The sequence below is a fragment of the Dendrosporobacter quercicolus genome, assembly GCF_900104455.1.
In the GTDB taxonomy this organism is placed as follows: domain Bacteria; phylum Bacillota; class Negativicutes; order DSM-1736; family Dendrosporobacteraceae; genus Dendrosporobacter; species Dendrosporobacter quercicolus.
In genome coordinates this window covers 1-16,457 of record NZ_FNHB01000014.1, presented here as the reverse complement: position 1 = coordinate 16,457, position 16,457 = coordinate 1, and the positions used below count along the sequence as shown (strand labels likewise).

Here is a 16,457-nt window from a genome sequence, read left to right as displayed (position 1 = left end):
CATTGTGGTTTGTGAAAACTGCGGCAATGAATTTAAGCCGGGCGAAACAGAATGCAGCGTGTGTCATTCCGGTAAGGGCGAAGTTAAAATATTAACGACAGAGGAAAAACGGAATTTTCAGGGCGTGACAATTGAAACAACTGGTGAGGATCAGCATGACCAGAATCAGCGCCGGCGACATGAGCGGGAAACTGGCTATGTTAAGTACCGGGTGATCAGTTTTGGCAATTCCGGTTTTTTGACAAAACTCTTATTTGCCGGGATATTGCTGTTTGTCATTTTTGTTGCCTTGCCGGTAGTTGTTTTCGGAGCAGGCTTAGTTTTGATCATATGGTTTATCTTGCGGAGCATTAACCGCTAACAAAAAACTCCCGGAAATCCGGGAGTTTTTTGTTAAAGTGCGTGATATTTGAACCGCAGCGTACACGGAGGTCACAGAGGAAATCCGGCGCATCGCGCCGGAGGATCAACATAGTAATTATATTTTTACGTCCCTCTGTGGTTAGCCGCTTACTCCCGTTTATTCCCTAATAACTCGTCTTTTAATTTTAAATAATTAGCGGTAAAGTATACGCTATTCTGGGACTCACGGTGGTCAAAGCCATAAGCACGGCGGCTGACGGCCAGCACAGGAGGCGCCTGAATCCGTTTGGCGACGGCCATACCGGTATAGAGTTTCCACCATTTTTCGAGGTCGGCAATGAACTCGGCCGGGGTTGTAAACAGCTGCCTTACAATACCGGGCCGGCAGCCCAGTTTTTGTTCAAGGACGTCCTGCTTGTACCAGATCAGTATGTCTTCCGGGGTGGCTTTGCGCCAATATTCAACAAATGCCCGGAACAGATAATCATGATAAGGGTAGTGTAACGGATCGCCTTTGCCCTCGTCAACCGCCTGGTCAAAGGAAAGTTCAGCGCTGGGAACAATATCGATGGTGGCCTGGGGAATGACTTCTCGCCCATAAATCTGCTCATTGACATAACGGGAAAGGTCATATACCTGGTGTTTCCATAAATCAGCTAAAGCCGCCAGAAAACCGGCCTGGTCGCCATAGAGGGTGGAGTAGCCGACGGAAAGCTCACTTTTATTGGCATTGCAGGTGAAGACTCCGCCAAAAGCGGCGGCTACTCCGGCCAAGATACGGGACGAACGGTCGCGAGCCTGAATGTTTTCAGCCGTAAAGGGCGATACCGACAACTGGAAGACTTCGTTTGTCGCCAGATCCTTAATCTGGCTGGTGTTAATTTGCTGAATCGTACAATCCACTATTTCCTGAATAGGGATGACAGTATAAAGGCACTTAAGGTTTTCGGCAAGTTGATAAGCCAGATCTTTGGTGGTTTGCGAATTATAAGTGCTGGGCATATTGACCAGCAGGACGTTTTCCGGTCCAAGGACTTTGGCGTAAATAGCTGCAGCTAAAGCTGAGTCGATGCCGCCGGATATTCCGACAACAACCTTTTTAATTCCCAGGGAATGCGTAAAGCGCGCAATTCCGTAATGAATGGCCTGATAAATGCTGCCAATATCCTGGTCATTTGGCGGGATGACCGGTGCGGTTAGTGCAGCTTGGCGGCTTAGGTCCAAATCAATGATTTTCAGTTCGTCTGAAAATGGTTCACAATAGTGAGTAATGTCTCCATTGCCGTTGTAAACTGTGCTTACACCATCAAAAGTATAGACCGTTTTGCCATTGTTTTGCAAGCCGGTTGTATTTACATAAATCAGCGGCACTTGTGTTTCACGGGCCTGCTTGGAAAAAATCCGGTTGCGTTTGTTGTTTTTGCCCAAGGTATACGGGGAGCTGGAAATATTAATAAATAGATCGACAGGGCTGTTTTTGCGGATGGCGGCAATTGGCTTAACCGGATAATCATCAGTCCAGCCATCTTCACATAAAATACAGCCAATATTCAAGGAACCTGTCGGCAGGTTCAGCTGCACCGGCTGCAGCAGAGTTTCAACATTGACGTTTAATTCAGCCGCCAGCTGCCTCAGACTGTAAAAGTGTCTGGTATCGTCAAATTCACGATAGTTTGGCTGGAGCGTCTTGATGCGATAGGGATAAGGAAAGTTATCACCGCCCAGCAACTGGCCGTTATAGGCCGCAAAAAACGCGTTATATTTGCGCACCCGGCCATCATTGTTATGCTTTTCCCAGTCAACGGCAATGTTGCCGAACATAATGCAGATATCGGTCGAACTTTCGATGATCAGCCGGCCGAATTCCTCGCAATCCCGCAAAAAAGCTTCCTGTTCCCACAGATCGCCCAGTAAGTAGCCTGGGACAGCCATTTCAGGAAAAATGATTATACTGGTTTTGTCGCTTAGCGCCTGATCAATCATTTTGTGCATGGTTTGCGTATTCAGATCCGGTCTTCCAGGAGTAATTTCCATTTGTCCTAATGCAATTTTCACAAGTATGGGCACCTCTTTATGATTATTCCTTACTATTGTACACTCATATCACACGCTCTTAAGACCTTTAAATATTTTAATACTTCAACAATAAGCGCTGAAATCCTTTCCTGACTGCTGGAATAAAGCAGGAGATTTAGGTAAATATTTATAAATATAATGATATGGGGTGAGCATGATGGAGCATTGTTCCGTTATCAGGCTGTTTTGCAGGAAAACAGGGTGGAAACCGCAGCCAGAGTGCAGGAGGTACTAACCAAGTAGGCCGGAACTATCTTTTGCTGGTACACAGTTGTGCTCCGTTGACAAATTGCCTGAACAATTATATACTGTAAAAATACTCATCTGCTTTATTGTACATAGAATACTTGATTCGAGGGGTAGAGAGGCTTTGAAGAAAACAAATGCGGCCCGTATTTTGGATGGGCTGGGAATTGAATATCGGCTTCAGGAATATCAGGTGAATTTAGATGATCTCAGTGCTGAGGCGGTTGCCCTGAAGGTCGGTTTGCCTGCTCAACAGGTTTTTAAGACGCTGGTCGTCCGCGGTGATAAAAGCGGGGTAATAATGGCCTGTATTCCAGGGGCGTCTGAATTAGACCTAAAAGCGCTGGCGGCCGCCAGCGGCAATAAAAAAGCTGAAATGGTTCCACTGAAAGAAGTATTGGGTATTACCGGCTACATCAGGGGCGGCGTTTCTCCTTTGGGAGCGAAAAAGGCTTTTCCTGTTTATGTTGATGATACCATTGAAAATTGGCCGGTTGTTGCGATCAGCGCCGGCATTCGCGGCTGTCAGATAATCCTTGCGCCGGATGCATTGCTGCGCGCAATTGGCGGTATCGTCTGTGCGATTGCCCGTTGATGCAAGCTTTCCGACCGACTGCCCAGAGAGGAGAAACGCTGATGAAAGTAACCATTGATCATCAGATTGGACAGCTTGTTCCCAAATGCCGTTTGGGGATTAGCGTAATTAGGGATGTTCATATTCAGAAAGCCGGTCCGGAGTTCATTCAGGAATTTCAGCGTCTTCAGCAGGAGATTGCCGGACATTACCGTTTGGATAAATTAGCTGGGGATTTGCGGATTGCCGCTGTTCGTAATATGTACAAAAAACTGGCTTTTGATCCGGGCCGTTACCGGCCGGCTGCTGAAGCCCTTGTTCGCAGAGTGCTGCAAAACAAAGGTGTATATGAAATCAATAGCGCGGTTGACGTGAATAACTACTGTTCAATGAAGTATTTGCTGCCTTTTGGTTTATATGATCTGGATCAGGTCAAGGGCGACGTGCTGTATGGTGTCGCCGGTCCAGGCCAGTATGTAAATATCGCCGGTAAATCAGTTTCCACCGCAGGAAAGCCCTGTTTAAGCGACGCTGACGGTGTATTTGGCAATCCGACGGCTGATTCACTGCGGACTGCCGTTACGCATCATTCACGTAATCTTTTGTCTGTGATCTATGCTGATGAGGAAATTGGCGATGACGAACTTAATCAAATGATTAAACATACCGGCGACATGTTAGCTCGTTACAATGCGGGAACAGTGGGCGAAGATCGAATTGTTTATGGTAACAGCGTTTTGTTTAAGGGGGAGATTTAATGAAATATTCAAGTACACGCGGCCGGGAGCAGCTATTGGTATCTGCCGAAGCCATAATTTCGGGAATTGCCGACAATGGCGGACTGTTTGTGCCGCTACGGATACCGGTGCTGGATAGAGCGGTTATCGCCAGTCTTGCCGGCTTAAGCTATCAGCAGCGGGCTGTCAAAATTCTTAACGAATTTTTAACCGATTATTGTATCGATGATTTAAATCGTTGCATTGCAGAGGCTTACCACGCTGATAAGTTTGATGACAAAGCAATTGCGCCGCTAAAAACGTTACCGGACGGCAATTATGTACTGGAGCTTTGGCATGGGCCGACCAGCGCCTTTAAGGATATGGCATTGCAGTTATTGCCGCAATTAATGTCCCGGGCTTTGCAAATGACTGGTGAGAGCGATGAGATTGTCATACTGGTGGCCACGTCGGGTGATACCGGCAAGGCCGCTTTGGAAGGATTTAGAGATATTGAACAAATTAAAATTATTGTTTTTTATCCCTATCAGGGTGTAAGTGAGATTCAGCGCAGGCAAATGGTCAGCCAGGCTGGCGACAATGTTGCGGTAATTGCGGTTAAAGGTAATTTTGACGATGCCCAAACCGGCGTGAAGAATGTCTTTAATCATGAACAGTATAAGGAGGAACTGGCTAAAGCCGGCTTTCAATTGTCTTCAGCCAACTCCATTAACTGGGGCCGGCTTGTTCCGCAAATTGTTTACTATTTTAGCGCTTATGCCGATTTGGTGCGTGAGGGTCAGATTGCTCTGGGCCATGAGGTAAACTTTGTTGTTCCTACCGGCAATTTCGGCAATATCCTGGCCGGATATTACGCTAAACAAATGGGGCTGCCGGTAAAACGGCTGATTTGCGCGTCAAACGCCAACAATGTACTTACCGATTTCCTCCAAACCGGCGTTTATGACCGGAAGCGCGGTTTTCACAAAACGATTTCGCCTTCGATGGATATTCTGATATCAAGCAATCTGGAACGTTTGTTATATCATATTACCGGAGGCAACACTGAACAAATCAAGGCCTGGATGACTGCGCTTAATACTGAGGGCAGATATGACATTGGTGCGGAAAATCTGACCGTTGTTCAGGAGCTGTTTTGGGCCGGCTGGGCGGATGATGCTGGTACTATGCGCACGATTAAAGATATTTATGAACGTTACGGGTATACTGCGGACCCGCATACTGCAGTAGCGTGGCAGGTTGGCAATACTTACCGCCGGGAAACAGGCGATGCTACGCCCAGTATAATTTTATCCACCGCAAGTCCATACAAATTCAATGAGAGCGTGCTGCAGGCAATAACCGGGAAAGACTTAGCAGGCAAAGACGAGTTTGACATGCTGGAAGAACTTGCAGGGCTTAGCGGCCTTGAAGTCCCGCCATCCTTAGCCGGTTTAAAGGATGCACCCGCCCGTTTTGGTCAGACTTGCGAGAAAACAGAATTGGAGCAAGTAATCAAATGCCTGCTGGTAAAGTGAAATAGCCTGCGGGCTATTTTTTTACGTTCGGAACGATAATTCCGCCAAGCGGAGAAAGCGGACTTTGTCCGTTTACACCAAGGCGTGAAGCGGTTCATGTATTCAATTGATGAAATTATTAGAATAGTTTTATAGATTAGGCAATCGGCGGAAAAAGTGTGTTATAATATTAACAAATACAATTATCTATATCTGGAGGGATCGCAATGAAAGAGTTAGTAAAAACGTCTGAATTAATCCACGGGGCGAAAACAGTTTATCGTAATCTTACTCCAGCTCAGCTAGTCGAAATGGCAGTGGCCAGAAAAGAAGGTATTTTGACTTCAAATGGCGCATTATGCGTTACTACCGGCAAATATACCGGACGTTCACCTAATGACAAATTCATTGTCGATGCACCTTCAGCGCATAGCGATATTGCCTGGGGCAGTAATAAAGCGTTTTCGGTCGATCGTTTCGACCAGCTATATAACCGGATGATTGCCTATGCCCAGAACCGTGAGTTGTTTATTTTTGACGGTTTTGCCGGAGCTGACCCGGGCAGCCGGATTGGCGTGCGGTTCATCAATGAGTTTGCCTGGCAGAATTTGTTTGTTCATCAGTTGTTTGTCCGTCCGCAGACCGGCCAAACCACCGATGCCGATTGCACTGTCGTTTGCCTGCCCGGCTTCAAAGCCAATCCGGACATTGACGGTACCCACTCAGAAGGCTTCATTGTGCTTAATCTGGAACAAAATATTGTCTTGATTGGCGGCACCCATTATGCGGGTGAAATGAAAAAATCAATCTTTACCGTCATGAATTACAAGTTACCGAAAAAAGGCATTCTGTCGATGCACTGCGCGGCCAATACCAATGCTAACGGTGATTCCGTGCTGTTTTTCGGCTTAAGCGGCACCGGCAAGACTACGTTGTCCGCCGACCCGACCAGAAAGCTGATTGGCGATGATGAGCACGGGTGGAGCGATAATGGTATTTTTAATATTGAAGGCGGTTGTTATGCCAAATGCATTCATCTGTCTAAGGAAACTGAACCGCAAATATGGGACGCAATTAAATTCGGTACAGTATTGGAAAATGTATCTGTTCATCCTGAGAGCAGAATACCGGATTATGATAATTCCGGTATAACGGAAAATACCAGGGCGGCTTATCCCATCCATCATATTCCTGATGCCGTAATACCCAGTGTCGCCGGCCATCCGAAAACAATTATCTTTTTAACTGCAGATGCTTTTGGTGTATTGCCGCCGATTGCCAAACTAACGACAGTGCAGGCAATGTACCAGTTTCTGTCAGGCTATACCAGTAAGCTGGCCGGTACTGAACGTGGCGTAACCAAGCCTGAAGCCACATTTTCAGCTTGCTTTGGCGCACCATTTTTACCGCTTTCGCCTTTGGCCTATGCCAACCTGTTGGGCGAGAAACTGGCAAAGTACAAGACAAATGTGTTTCTTGTAAATACCGGTTGGTCCGGTGGTCCATATGGGGTGGGCCAACGAATAAAACTGGCTTATACCAGAGCGATGGTTTCAGCGGCAATTGAAGGCCAGCTGGACAGTGCTGACTGGGCGCTTGACCCTGTATTTAATATTTATATACCAACCGCATGCCCCGGCGTTCCGTCCGATGTACTCAACCCCCGCAATACCTGGGCTGATAAAGCTGCTTATGATACCCAGGCCAGGCAGCTGGTGCAGCTGTTCATTAAGAACTTCGCTAAATTTGAGGGAGGAATTTCGGCGGAGGTTAAAGCTGCCGGCCCGAAAATTCAATAAACCTGCAACAATTAACCAGAGCCGGCTTTTCGCCGGCTCTGGTTTTGAAATCCAGCCTAAAGATAATGTCATCACAGCCCTCCGTAACCCCCCCGTGTCCTCCGTGGTTAATGCCGTTCTTTTGCCCGCTTATGCCGGGGTCGGATAACCCACGTCCTTTTTAATGTACATTCTTCGCAATTGCCGCCAGCGTCTCAGGCTTAGGCAGCTTTTGCCGCACAGTGAGCACCGGGGCAAATAAATCACCGTCGGCGGCAACCCGTTCCAACACTTGCTGGGCGTTAAAAACCAGCAAGTCAGGGTCGCGCTTAGCCAGGGCGGCTTCAACCTCCTGCCAGGATACCGGCGTTGAAACGGTAGGCAGCTCACGGGCGCGCAGGGAGTAGACGCAAACCGTGGTCTTGTGGTCGTCATTCTGGCTCCAGTCGACGAAAACCTTGCCTGTCCGCAGTGATTTCCTCATATTGGACACAACATATTCCGGATAGCTTTGTTCGAGCAGCAGAGCGATTTTGCGGGCGAATGTTTTGGTTTGATCATAGTCGGCCGGAGTATTCAGCGGCAGGTATACCTGGAGACCTTTTGAGCCGGAGGTTTTGGGAAATGCCTGGAGGGAATGGGCGGACAATAGTTGCCGCAGCCATAAACTTACTCTGGCGCACTGTAGGATGGCGGCCGGCGGGCCGGGATCAAGATCAAAGACGACCATGGTGGGCTGTAATATAGTTTGCGCCAGCGATAAGGAGGTGTGCAATTCGAGTGCCGCCAAATTAGCCGACCAGATGAGTGAAGGGAGATCTTCAACCAGGCAGAAATTGGTGTTTTTTTGATTGCTCTCACTCCAAATGGGGGCGGTTTGCAACCAGTCCGGTTTTGATGACGGGCATTCCTTTTGGTAAAAGAATTTTTGCAGCGCTCCATTCGGATAGCGCTTCAGCGTCAGCGGGCGCCCTTTCAGGTGCGGCAGCAGGACTGGCGCAATACGAATATAATAATCAATTACCTGTCCTTTGGTGAACGCTGTGGAAGGGTAAAAAATTTTATCCAGATTGGATAGCTTTAATTGTTTGCCGCCTACTTCAATTATACTTTTATTGGGCACGGGATTTTTTCCTCCTGGTTTTGGCCGGCTCGGGCTGATCCTTCTTAATGGCGGCAAGACTGGCCTCAAGCGCAGCCATAAGATCGACGACTTTGGTATTTTGCGTTGCGGCCGGCTGATTAACGATCTGCTGCCCTTCAGCTTTTTGCTCAATCATTTCCATTACTTTTTCCCGGTAGTCATCATGATATTTTTGATGATCAAAGTCTGTGGAGAGTGATTCTATCAATTGCATTGCGATTGCCAGCTCCCGTTTATCGGGCGGCGATTGATCGGCCGGCAGGTCATCCAGGGCGGTATGCGGTATCATTTCATCGGCAAAATGCATGGTCGACAGGGTTAAAAGATTGTCGGCCGGGCGAATGGCGGTAAGCTGTTCCTTATTACGTATGACCAGCCTGGCAATTGCTACCCGGTTGGCTGACTGCATTGCCGAGAGTAAGAGCATGTAGGCTTTGACTGAGCTTTTATCCGGTACAAGATAATAGGCCTGCTCATAATAAATGGGGTTTATTTGCTCCGACAATACAAAATCTTCAATGGCAATGGTTTTAGACGCCTTGGGGTTTAAGGCATCCAGATCATCCTGTGTTACGATGACGTACTGATCGGGCGATATTTCGTAACCTTTGACGATTTGCTCATTTGTTACCTCGGCGCCGTCAGCCGCGCATGTCTTTTTTAAACGGATACGGCAGCCGTCTGATTTTCGCAGCTGATTAAAACGGATTGTTTTACGTCTGACCGTATTGTACATCTTTACCGGGACATTGACTAATCCGAAGCTGATTGATCCGCTCCATACTGGCCTTGGCAATGTAACCACCTCCATGCAGATTTAAGTTGGCGCCGGTTCACGAACAACGGTACGGGGGTCTTTATCGGGGCGAAGTCCTTTAAATACCGGGTGACGCAGCGTATTGTTGCCGGTCCATTCGGTAAATTCAAATTGGCCAACCAGGTTTGGTTCGATAAATATGGCTCCGGCCGGCGTTGGTCCGGCGAACGGCGAGGTTGAGCGCTGCAGGGAACGAAAAGTTTGTTTTAGCATTGCCAAAGTATCTTCGCTAAAGCCGGAGCCGACTTTTCCGGCATAGTTGAGCTGCCTGTTTCTCGCCGGGGCGGGGTCATAATAGCCAACCAAAAGCGCGCCGATTGTTCCGGTACGTTTTCCCTGTCCCTCAACCCAGCCGCCAATGACCAGTTCTTGTTGGGCGATATGCTTGATTTTGAGCCAGTCGCCTGAGCGTTTGCCAGGCAGATAGGGGCTGTTCAGGCGTTTGGCGATGATTCCTTCCAGTCCCAGGGACTTGGTGGCCTTCAACATTGTTATACCGGTTCCGGCCTGGTAAGCCGGCGTCTGCCAATGAAGGCCGGACAAGCGCAGTTTTTCCAGCTTTGCCCGCCGCTCCGTATAACGCTCTTCTAACAGCAGGCGGCCGTCATTGGCCAGCAGATCAAAAATAATATAAGTAACCGGTACGGTTTGACAGATTTGCTGAATTGATTTGGCTGAAGATAAATTCATTCGTTTCTGCAATAATTCAAAAGAAGGCTGCCCCTGGGCATTAAAAGTAATGATTTCACCGTCTAAGATCAAACTGTTTTGCTGATGCTTTAACGCTAATTGCTGCAGTTCGGGATATTGGGCCGTGATGTCAAGCTGGTTGCGGCTAAAAAGTTTTAACTGTTTTTTTTCCAGATAGGCAATCGCGCGAATGCCGTCCCATTTGATTTCATAACTGTAGTTTTCCTGGTCTGCAGGTAATCTTGCCGCTTTTGCCAGCATGGGTTTGAACAGTTGCATCATAAAATTCCTCCCCTGGTTAGTATCTTAGTAAAACTTTGCATTTATAACCTTAGCGTTCTTGTAAAAAATGGGATTGTTCGCGCTGTAGTAAAGATAAGGGGCGCCTCATCTGAATGAGGCGCCCCTTATCTTTACGCAGTACTAGCAGGCCTGATGTCCGCAGATATCAGGAGCCGTTTAGCAGTTTCTCAAGCTCCGCCAGTCTGGCGGAGAACTTGGCTAAGGTTATTTCAATTGGCTTAGGCGACGACATATCCACTCCGGCCGCTTTTAGTAAATTGAGCGAGTAATCTGAGCCGCCGCTCTTTAAGAAGGTTAGGTAGCGTTCGCGGTCATCCGGCCCGCCGTGTTGGATTTTATCAGCCAGAGCGGTAGCGGCGGAATAGCCGGTAACGTACTGATAGACGTAAAAATGGGAGTAAAAATGAGGAATTCTGGCCCACTCTGCGTTTAGCTCAGTGTCATAAACGATATCACTGCCATAATATTTTACGTTTAATTCCCGCCACAGCGCATCAAGCATATCGGCAGTGATGGTTTCTCCCTGCTCGGCTGCTTCGTACAAGCGCAGTTCAAATTCAGCGAACATGGTTTGGCGGTAAACGGTGGTGCGAATTTGTTCCAAATATTGATTCAGCAGATACAGCCGCTGTTGTTTATCGGTAATTTTATTCAGCATATAATCAAGCAGGAGTATTTCGTTCGTTGTTGAGGCCACTTCGGCGCTGAATATTGTATAGGAAGCGGTTACATAAGGCTGACTGGTGTGGCTATAATAACTATGTAAAGCATGGCCCATTTCATGCGTCAGGGTTGATGCCGCGTCATAGCGGTCATTATAATTCAGCAGCACAAAGGGGTGAACGGTATGGGTACCCCAGCAGTAAGCCCCGGTTCGTTTACCGCGATTTTCATAGACATCAACCCAGCCTGAGGATAGTCCTTTAGCTAAAATTTCGCCATATTCAGGGCCTAAGGGCTTTAAACTGTCCTTGACTAAGATGAGGGCTTCTTCATAAGGGATATTCATGCTGACGTCTTGAACCAGAGGCGTATATAAATCATACATATGTATTTCCGGAAGATTTAGGGCTTTTTTCTTTAAGGCTACATAACGTTGGAGCGGTTTCAGATTATTGTGGACAGTTGAAATTAAATTAGTGTAAACTTCTATAGGAACGTTGTCGGACTTTAGCGCTGATTCCAGGGTGGATTGGTACTTGCGGGTTTTGGCATAGAACAGGTTTTTCTTTACGCTGGCATTGAGCGTAGCGGCATAGGTATTGCGGTAGCTGCGATAGGTGTTGAACAGGTTGGTGAAAGCCTGGCGGCGCACGTTCCGGTCAGCCGAGCGAATAAGGGCATTGTAGCGTCCTTCGCTTAACTGTATTTGGCCGCCGTCCTCGGCGATTGTTTGCGGAAACTTCATATCGGCATAGGCCAGCATTTGGAATATGTTTTCAGGCGCCTGTGTAACCTCGCTGATTCTGGATAAAATCTCTTCTTCGGCCGGTGTGAGGACATGCTGCTTTTGTCTAAGCAGGTTGGCAAAATAAAACTGGTAATCGTTGAGCCCGGCGTTCTGCGCACTGAAGGTTTTTAACTGCTGTTCAGGCAGAGCCAGTATTTCCGGCTCAATATAAGCGGTTGCCGTGCCGGTCTCGGCCAATAAAGCTTCTGTTTTGCCGGTGAGGGCCTGATATTTGGCATTGCCGGAATCTTCGTCGCGATGCATGCGGGCGTAAGCATAGAGTTTGCCGCTGATGATGCCGATTTCATCCCGGAGTTTCAGGCAGGCCAGTAAGTTTTCAGAGCTTTGATTTAATGTGTTTTTAAATTTACCGATAGCGGCAAGTGCTGTCTTTAACTTGTTAAAATCATTCTGCCACAGGGTTTCATCAGCATAAATATCGCTGAGCTGCCATTTGTACTGAGCCGGTATTTCACTGCGTTCCGGCACCTGGGATTTGGCCGCCGGCGCTGCGTTGCCGGTACTGCCGAAGACCATAGCGCTTAGTACCAGCGGGAAAAGTTTTGGGAGTTTCAACATGAGTACGCTCCTTTTGGTTTAAGATACTTTATATACTATTGGAACAAGAGGACATCAATTCCTGTTTATATTATCCTGAAAAGTTAAATTTGTTATACTTTAAAGTATTTGACTATTCCGTTGAAAATGCTTTTTGCCGCTTTGGTTCGGCCATCGGTGCTGGCTAACAGCAGCTCTTCCTCCGGATTGGATATAAATGCGACTTCAACCAGTATGGCCGGCATTTTGGCATAGCGGATCACATAAAAGCTGGCGAACCGGCAGCCGCGGTCTTTGGTGCCAAGCTCTTCCACCAGGCATTTTTGGACATAACCGGCCAGGGCGGCGGATTCTTCATCACCGTAATGAAAAGTAGTTGTCCCAGCAGCGGTAATACCGGTAAAGGCGTCATTATGAATACTAATCAGGAGATCAGCGTCAGCCTCATTGGCAATATTCACTCTGGCAACAAGCTCATCGTCCGGAGTCGAATTGGGATAGGCCACATTTTGATCAGCGTCTCTGGCCATAACTACGGTAGCGCCGTTGATTTCAAGGAGTTCACTTAATAAAAGGGCAATGGTTAAAGTATTTTCTTTTTCCATTGTGCCATTCGGTCCGATTGCGCCGGGATCGCTGCCGCCATGGCCCGGATCCAAACAAATAATTTTGCCCTGCAGACGGTTGCTTTCCACTTCTGTAATGATTTGCAGTGATAAATCATCTGGTGTCGATTGAGCATTGGATGAAGAAGATATATAAACGACTTCATTGCCAGGATCATACCAAAGCTTCCAGTCCAGGGTTTTGGCAATCGTTTTTAGCGTAAGCAGCAAATCTTTGGTGGCGCGTACATTTGCCGGTATTTTTTGGCCGTCAATAACAATACGCATTGTTTAACACCTTCTTTCAAAGTTGACCTTGGTGTATTGTATGCACTGCTTTATGCTGTGGTGCGTGGTACCGGCGCATCAACCGCCTGACAAACCCTGCTGCTTAAGCCGGCTTTCTCCGCACTGCCTGGTTGTATGATAGTCAATGTTTAGGTGACGCACGGTACTAGATTTAACCGTAAGGTGATAGGTGGTAATCTGATGAAAATAGTTTTAGCTACACTCAATGCCAAGTACATTCATTCCTCATTGGCACTAAGATACTTGCGTAATTTCTGCCGCTCAGTCGGTGACATTACGATCCGGGAGTTTAGTATTAATAACGGGCTGTTGGAAATTCTCAGCCAGCTATACGCCGAGCAGCCAAAGGTTGTCGGCCTGGCCTGTTATATCTGGAATATCGGCATGACTCTGGAGTTGGCCGGTTTGCTGAAAAAAGTACTTCCCGATACGGTGATTATTTTAGGCGGCCCTGAAGTATCGTATGATCCGGCTGAAATTATGACTGACTACAGTGCTGTTGACTATATTATCCAGGGGGAAGGCGAGGAAACCTTGCACCGGCTGCTGAGCAGTTTAAAAGCAAATTCCGGCATTGCCGGAATTGCCAATTTAACAGGGCGTGTTAATGGAAGGATTGCCAGTACAGGCGGGCCGGGAATCGTAGCGGAGCTTGACCGAATACCTTTTCCTTATCAGGATGATGATATGACGGTCTTAAAGGATAAGATCATTTATTATGAAAGCTCGCGCGGCTGCCCGTTTTCCTGCCAGTATTGCCTGTCAAGCACGACTAGCGGAGTGCGCTTCTTGTCATTAGAACGGGTAATGCAGGATTTGCGTTTTTTTATCAAACACGAGGTCAGGCAAGTAAAGTTTGTTGACCGGACCTTCAATGCCAGGAAAGACCACTATCTGCCGCTGCTAAAGTTTATTGCGTCCCAGGATTGCCGGACCAATTTCCACTTTGAGATAGCCGCGGATCTATTAGATGATGAAGCTTTAACGGTGCTAAAGGCCATGCCCAAGGGCAGGGTGCAGCTGGAAATCGGCGTGCAATCAACTCATAAGCCGACCTTAATCAAAATTAAACGAAGCAATAACTGGCCTAAAATTGTTGAGTATGTAACCAGAATTATTTCGTTCGGCAATATTCACGTTCATTTGGATTTAATTGTTGGTCTTCCCGAGGAGAACTATGAGCAGTTTGGCCGGTCGTTCAATGATGTGTACCGTCTAAAGCCGCAGATGCTGCAGCTTGGTTTTTTAAAAATGTTGAAAGGGTCGGGAATAAGATGCAGCGCCGGGGAACACCGTTATATTTTTATGGAATCAGCGCCATATCAGGTGTTGGGGAACAAGTATTTAGCCTACCATGAAATCCGCAAATTGCAGTTGCTGGAAAGCGTTTTCGAACAAATATATAATACCAACCGATTTTCAAATTCATTAGACTGTTTTATCGAATTTCATGGCGGTAATGCCTTTGCGTTTTATACTGCATTGACAGAGTTTTGGGAAGAGAATCAGCTCCATCTTGTGGCGCACAGCGCCAAAGCGCTTTACCTGCACCTGTTTGAATTTTGCCAAAAGCACTATCAGGCAGCTGTTTTACTGTGTGCTGAATTATTGAAATTCGATGCTTTAGTGAATGATCGCGGTTCGATCAGGCCGGAAGTGCTAAACTGGAATGAAAATAGGTGGAATGAAGAAACCACTAGATTCTGGCGCAATACGGAGCTTGTTCGCAAATACATTCCGGATTATCAATTCGGCACTTGGCGGGAGCTTAAGAAAAAATATCATATTGAAGTATTTTCAATTGATATTCCCGCTTATTTGGCGGGAGACAAAAGTTTGGCCATTGCCAACCAACCGGTACTATTCTTGCTGGCCGGAGACAGTGTTGGCTGTAAAACGATTGACCGGCATGATTTTTGGCAGGGAGGGCAATAAAATGCAACGATACAACACATATTCCGAATATCTAAAACGGCGGTATGGCGAAAAAGTGTATAAACTGCCGGTAGGGTTACCGGTTACCTGCCCTAATCGCGACGGCGCCTGCGGGACGCAGGGGTGCACTTTTTGCGGCGAAATAGGCGCAGGCTATGAAAATCTTCCGGCCTCAATGACGGTTACAGACCAGATCAATGCTAACCGGGCGCACATTTCCCCTAAGTATAAAGCTGAGAAGTTCATTGCCTACTTCCAAAATTTCAGCAATACTTATTTGCCGCCTGACCAATTAAAACACTATGTGCAGCAAGCTTGCCAGCCTGATATTGTCAGTATTGCGCTGGCAACACGGCCGGACTGTGTCAATGACCAATATCTGGAGATGTTGTGCGGGATTGGGCGCGAGCAGGGGAAGGATATCAGCCTTGAGTTAGGCTTGCAAACTGTCAATTATCATTCTTTGGTCCAAGTGAACCGGGGTCATACTCTGGCTGAATTCATAGATGCGGTTTTGCGCATTAAAAAATATAAAATTGATGTTTGCGTCCATTTGATTTTGAACTTGCCGTGGGACAATAGGACTGACGTCATTGAAAACGCCAAGATTTTATCGGCGCTGGGCGTTGAGCAGGTAAAACTGCACGCGCTTTATATTGTTAAAGGAACAGTGATGGCCGAGATGTATCAGCGGGGCGAATTACAGTTGATCAGCAAAGAAGAATATGTTCAGAGGGTCGTAACCTTTTTGGAATATCTCCACCCGCAAATTGTTGTGCAAAGACTGCTTGGCCGCGCTCCGCAAAGCAATACTTTGTTTACCAACTGGCAAACCGGCTGGTGGAAAATCAGGGATGACATCGAAAAAATGCTTGAAGCCCAGGATAGCCGGCAAGGCAAGTTGTGCACCTATTTAAATGGCAGTGCAGTAAAAAAGTTCTTATAAATCTCATTGAAATTTTTTTCTTGACAATGATTTACTCAAAGTGCTATTATAAATAAGTCGCCGCTGAGCGGTGGCACAAACTGCCAAAAAAAATATATTGACATGATGAAAGCTGTTATGTTAATATATACAAGCTGCCTAACGGCGGCAAGCAGCAAGTGTTCCCTGAAAACTAAACAATGTAAGATAAAAATGCCAGATGTGCCCTGAACAGTTCTACAGGAACTGTCAGTACTAGCAGCATAAATGCTGCGTCGCGGTTGGAAAATCGCGAGTCAGTTTCTTAACTTTAAGAAATAAATAAAGAGCCATCAAGGTTCTTCATAATACTTTTATGGAGAGTTTGATCCTGGCTCAGGACGAACGCTGGCGGCGTGCCTAACACATGCAAGTCGAACGGTCTGGTGTTTAACACCAAGAGTTACGTGCA

Annotated in this window: 13 protein-coding genes and 1 rRNA gene; 8 read left to right on the top strand and 6 right to left on the bottom strand. The window is 47.0% G+C overall.

Going from position 1 to position 16,457, the window contains the following annotated elements; all coding sequences use genetic code 11:
• Positions 1-4: 4 nt before the first annotated feature.
• A complete protein-coding gene (locus tag BLR06_RS17455; RefSeq protein ID WP_092074881.1) occupies positions 5-361 on the top strand; it encodes a hypothetical protein in 357 nt (118 codons plus the stop codon).
• A gap of 149 nt (positions 362-510) precedes the next feature.
• Here the strand turns inward: BLR06_RS17455 and nadE are convergent, their stop codons facing one another.
• The gene (gene nadE / locus BLR06_RS17450) at positions 511-2,424 is read right to left on the bottom strand and encodes an NAD(+) synthase (RefSeq protein ID WP_092074918.1); all 1,914 of its coding nucleotides are present in this window, start codon (positions 2,422-2,424) and stop codon (positions 511-513) included.
• Between the two features lie 385 nt (positions 2,425-2,809).
• On the opposite strand from nadE, the gene ybaK reads away from it, so the two are divergent.
• From ybaK to pckA, 4 genes are all read left to right on the top strand, one after another.
• Positions 2,810-3,280: a Cys-tRNA(Pro) deacylase gene (gene ybaK, locus BLR06_RS17445; RefSeq protein WP_092074880.1), complete on the top strand. Its 471-nt coding sequence runs from the start codon at positions 2,810-2,812 to the stop codon at positions 3,278-3,280.
• Positions 3,281-3,321: 41 nt separating this feature from the next.
• Complete coding sequence (locus BLR06_RS17440) at positions 3,322-4,017, top strand: B3/B4 domain-containing protein (RefSeq protein ID WP_092074879.1); 696 nt, start codon at positions 3,322-3,324, stop codon at positions 4,015-4,017.
• Positions 4,017-5,513, top strand: coding sequence for a threonine synthase (gene thrC, locus BLR06_RS17435; protein WP_092074878.1), 1,497 nt, complete (start codon positions 4,017-4,019; stop codon positions 5,511-5,513). Before BLR06_RS17440 ends, thrC begins: the two co-directional genes overlap by 1 nt.
• Before the next feature lie 206 nt (positions 5,514-5,719).
• Positions 5,720-7,291 carry a phosphoenolpyruvate carboxykinase (ATP) gene (gene pckA, locus BLR06_RS17430; RefSeq protein ID WP_092074877.1) on the top strand — a complete coding sequence of 524 codons (1,572 nt, stop codon included), beginning with the start codon at positions 5,720-5,722 and terminating at the stop codon, positions 7,289-7,291.
• A 160-nt stretch (positions 7,292-7,451) separates the two neighbouring features.
• Here the strand turns inward: pckA and ligD (BLR06_RS17425) are convergent, their stop codons facing one another.
• The 5 genes from ligD (BLR06_RS17425) to BLR06_RS17405 all read right to left on the bottom strand — a co-directional run bounded on the left by ligD (BLR06_RS17425) (position 7,452) and on the right by BLR06_RS17405 (position 13,125).
• Complete coding sequence (gene ligD, locus BLR06_RS17425) at positions 7,452-8,393, bottom strand: non-homologous end-joining DNA ligase (protein WP_092074876.1); 942 nt, start codon at positions 8,391-8,393, stop codon at positions 7,452-7,454.
• Positions 8,383-9,210, bottom strand: coding sequence for a non-homologous end joining protein Ku (gene ku, locus BLR06_RS17420; RefSeq protein ID WP_092074875.1), 828 nt, complete (start codon positions 9,208-9,210; stop codon positions 8,383-8,385). The genes ligD (BLR06_RS17425) and ku overlap by 11 nt, the downstream gene beginning before the upstream one ends.
• 21 nt (positions 9,211-9,231) lie before the next feature.
• Positions 9,232-10,203, bottom strand: coding sequence for a non-homologous end-joining DNA ligase (ligD, locus tag BLR06_RS17415; RefSeq protein ID WP_245698217.1), 972 nt, complete (start codon positions 10,201-10,203; stop codon positions 9,232-9,234).
• Positions 10,204-10,369: 166 nt separating this feature from the next.
• The gene (gene pepF, locus BLR06_RS17410) at positions 10,370-12,253 is read right to left on the bottom strand and encodes an oligoendopeptidase F (RefSeq protein WP_092074874.1); all 1,884 of its coding nucleotides are present in this window, start codon (positions 12,251-12,253) and stop codon (positions 10,370-10,372) included.
• Positions 12,254-12,345: 92 nt separating this feature from the next.
• Complete coding sequence (locus tag BLR06_RS17405) at positions 12,346-13,125, bottom strand: N-acetylmuramoyl-L-alanine amidase family protein (protein ID WP_092074873.1); 780 nt, start codon at positions 13,123-13,125, stop codon at positions 12,346-12,348.
• Positions 13,126-13,326: 201 nt separating this feature from the next.
• Here BLR06_RS17405 and BLR06_RS17400 point away from each other — a divergent pair, with 201 nt between their 5' ends.
• The 3 genes from BLR06_RS17400 to BLR06_RS19840 form a co-directional block, all read left to right on the top strand.
• Positions 13,327-15,081 carry a B12-binding domain-containing radical SAM protein gene (locus BLR06_RS17400; RefSeq protein WP_092074872.1) on the top strand — a complete coding sequence of 585 codons (1,755 nt, stop codon included), beginning with the start codon at positions 13,327-13,329 and terminating at the stop codon, positions 15,079-15,081.
• A gap of 1 nt (position 15,082) precedes the next feature.
• A complete protein-coding gene (gene mnmL / locus BLR06_RS17395) occupies positions 15,083-16,027 on the top strand; it encodes a tRNA modification radical SAM protein MnmL/YtqA (RefSeq protein ID WP_092074871.1) in 945 nt (314 codons plus the stop codon).
• Between the two features lie 331 nt (positions 16,028-16,358).
• Positions 16,359-16,457, top strand: a 16S ribosomal RNA gene (locus BLR06_RS19840); the annotation flags it as partial.

Coding starts and splice junctions, on each gene's coding strand:
- BLR06_RS17440 (WP_092074879.1), top strand. CDS start 3,322: ATGAAAGTAACCATTGATCATCAGATTGGACAGCTTGTTCCCAAATGC.
- thrC (WP_092074878.1), top strand. CDS start 4,017: ATGAAATATTCAAGTACACGCGGCCGGGAGCAGCTATTGGTATCTGCC.
- pckA (WP_092074877.1), top strand. CDS start 5,720: ATGAAAGAGTTAGTAAAAACGTCTGAATTAATCCACGGGGCGAAAACA.
- ligD (WP_245698217.1), bottom strand. CDS start 10,203: ATGATGCAACTGTTCAAACCCATGCTGGCAAAAGCGGCAAGATTACCT.
- pepF (WP_092074874.1), bottom strand. CDS start 12,253: ATGTTGAAACTCCCAAAACTTTTCCCGCTGGTACTAAGCGCTATGGTC.
- BLR06_RS17405 (WP_092074873.1), bottom strand. CDS start 13,125: ATGCGTATTGTTATTGACGGCCAAAAAATACCGGCAAATGTACGCGCC.
- BLR06_RS17400 (WP_092074872.1), top strand. CDS start 13,327: ATGAAAATAGTTTTAGCTACACTCAATGCCAAGTACATTCATTCCTCA.
- mnmL (WP_092074871.1), top strand. CDS start 15,083: ATGCAACGATACAACACATATTCCGAATATCTAAAACGGCGGTATGGC.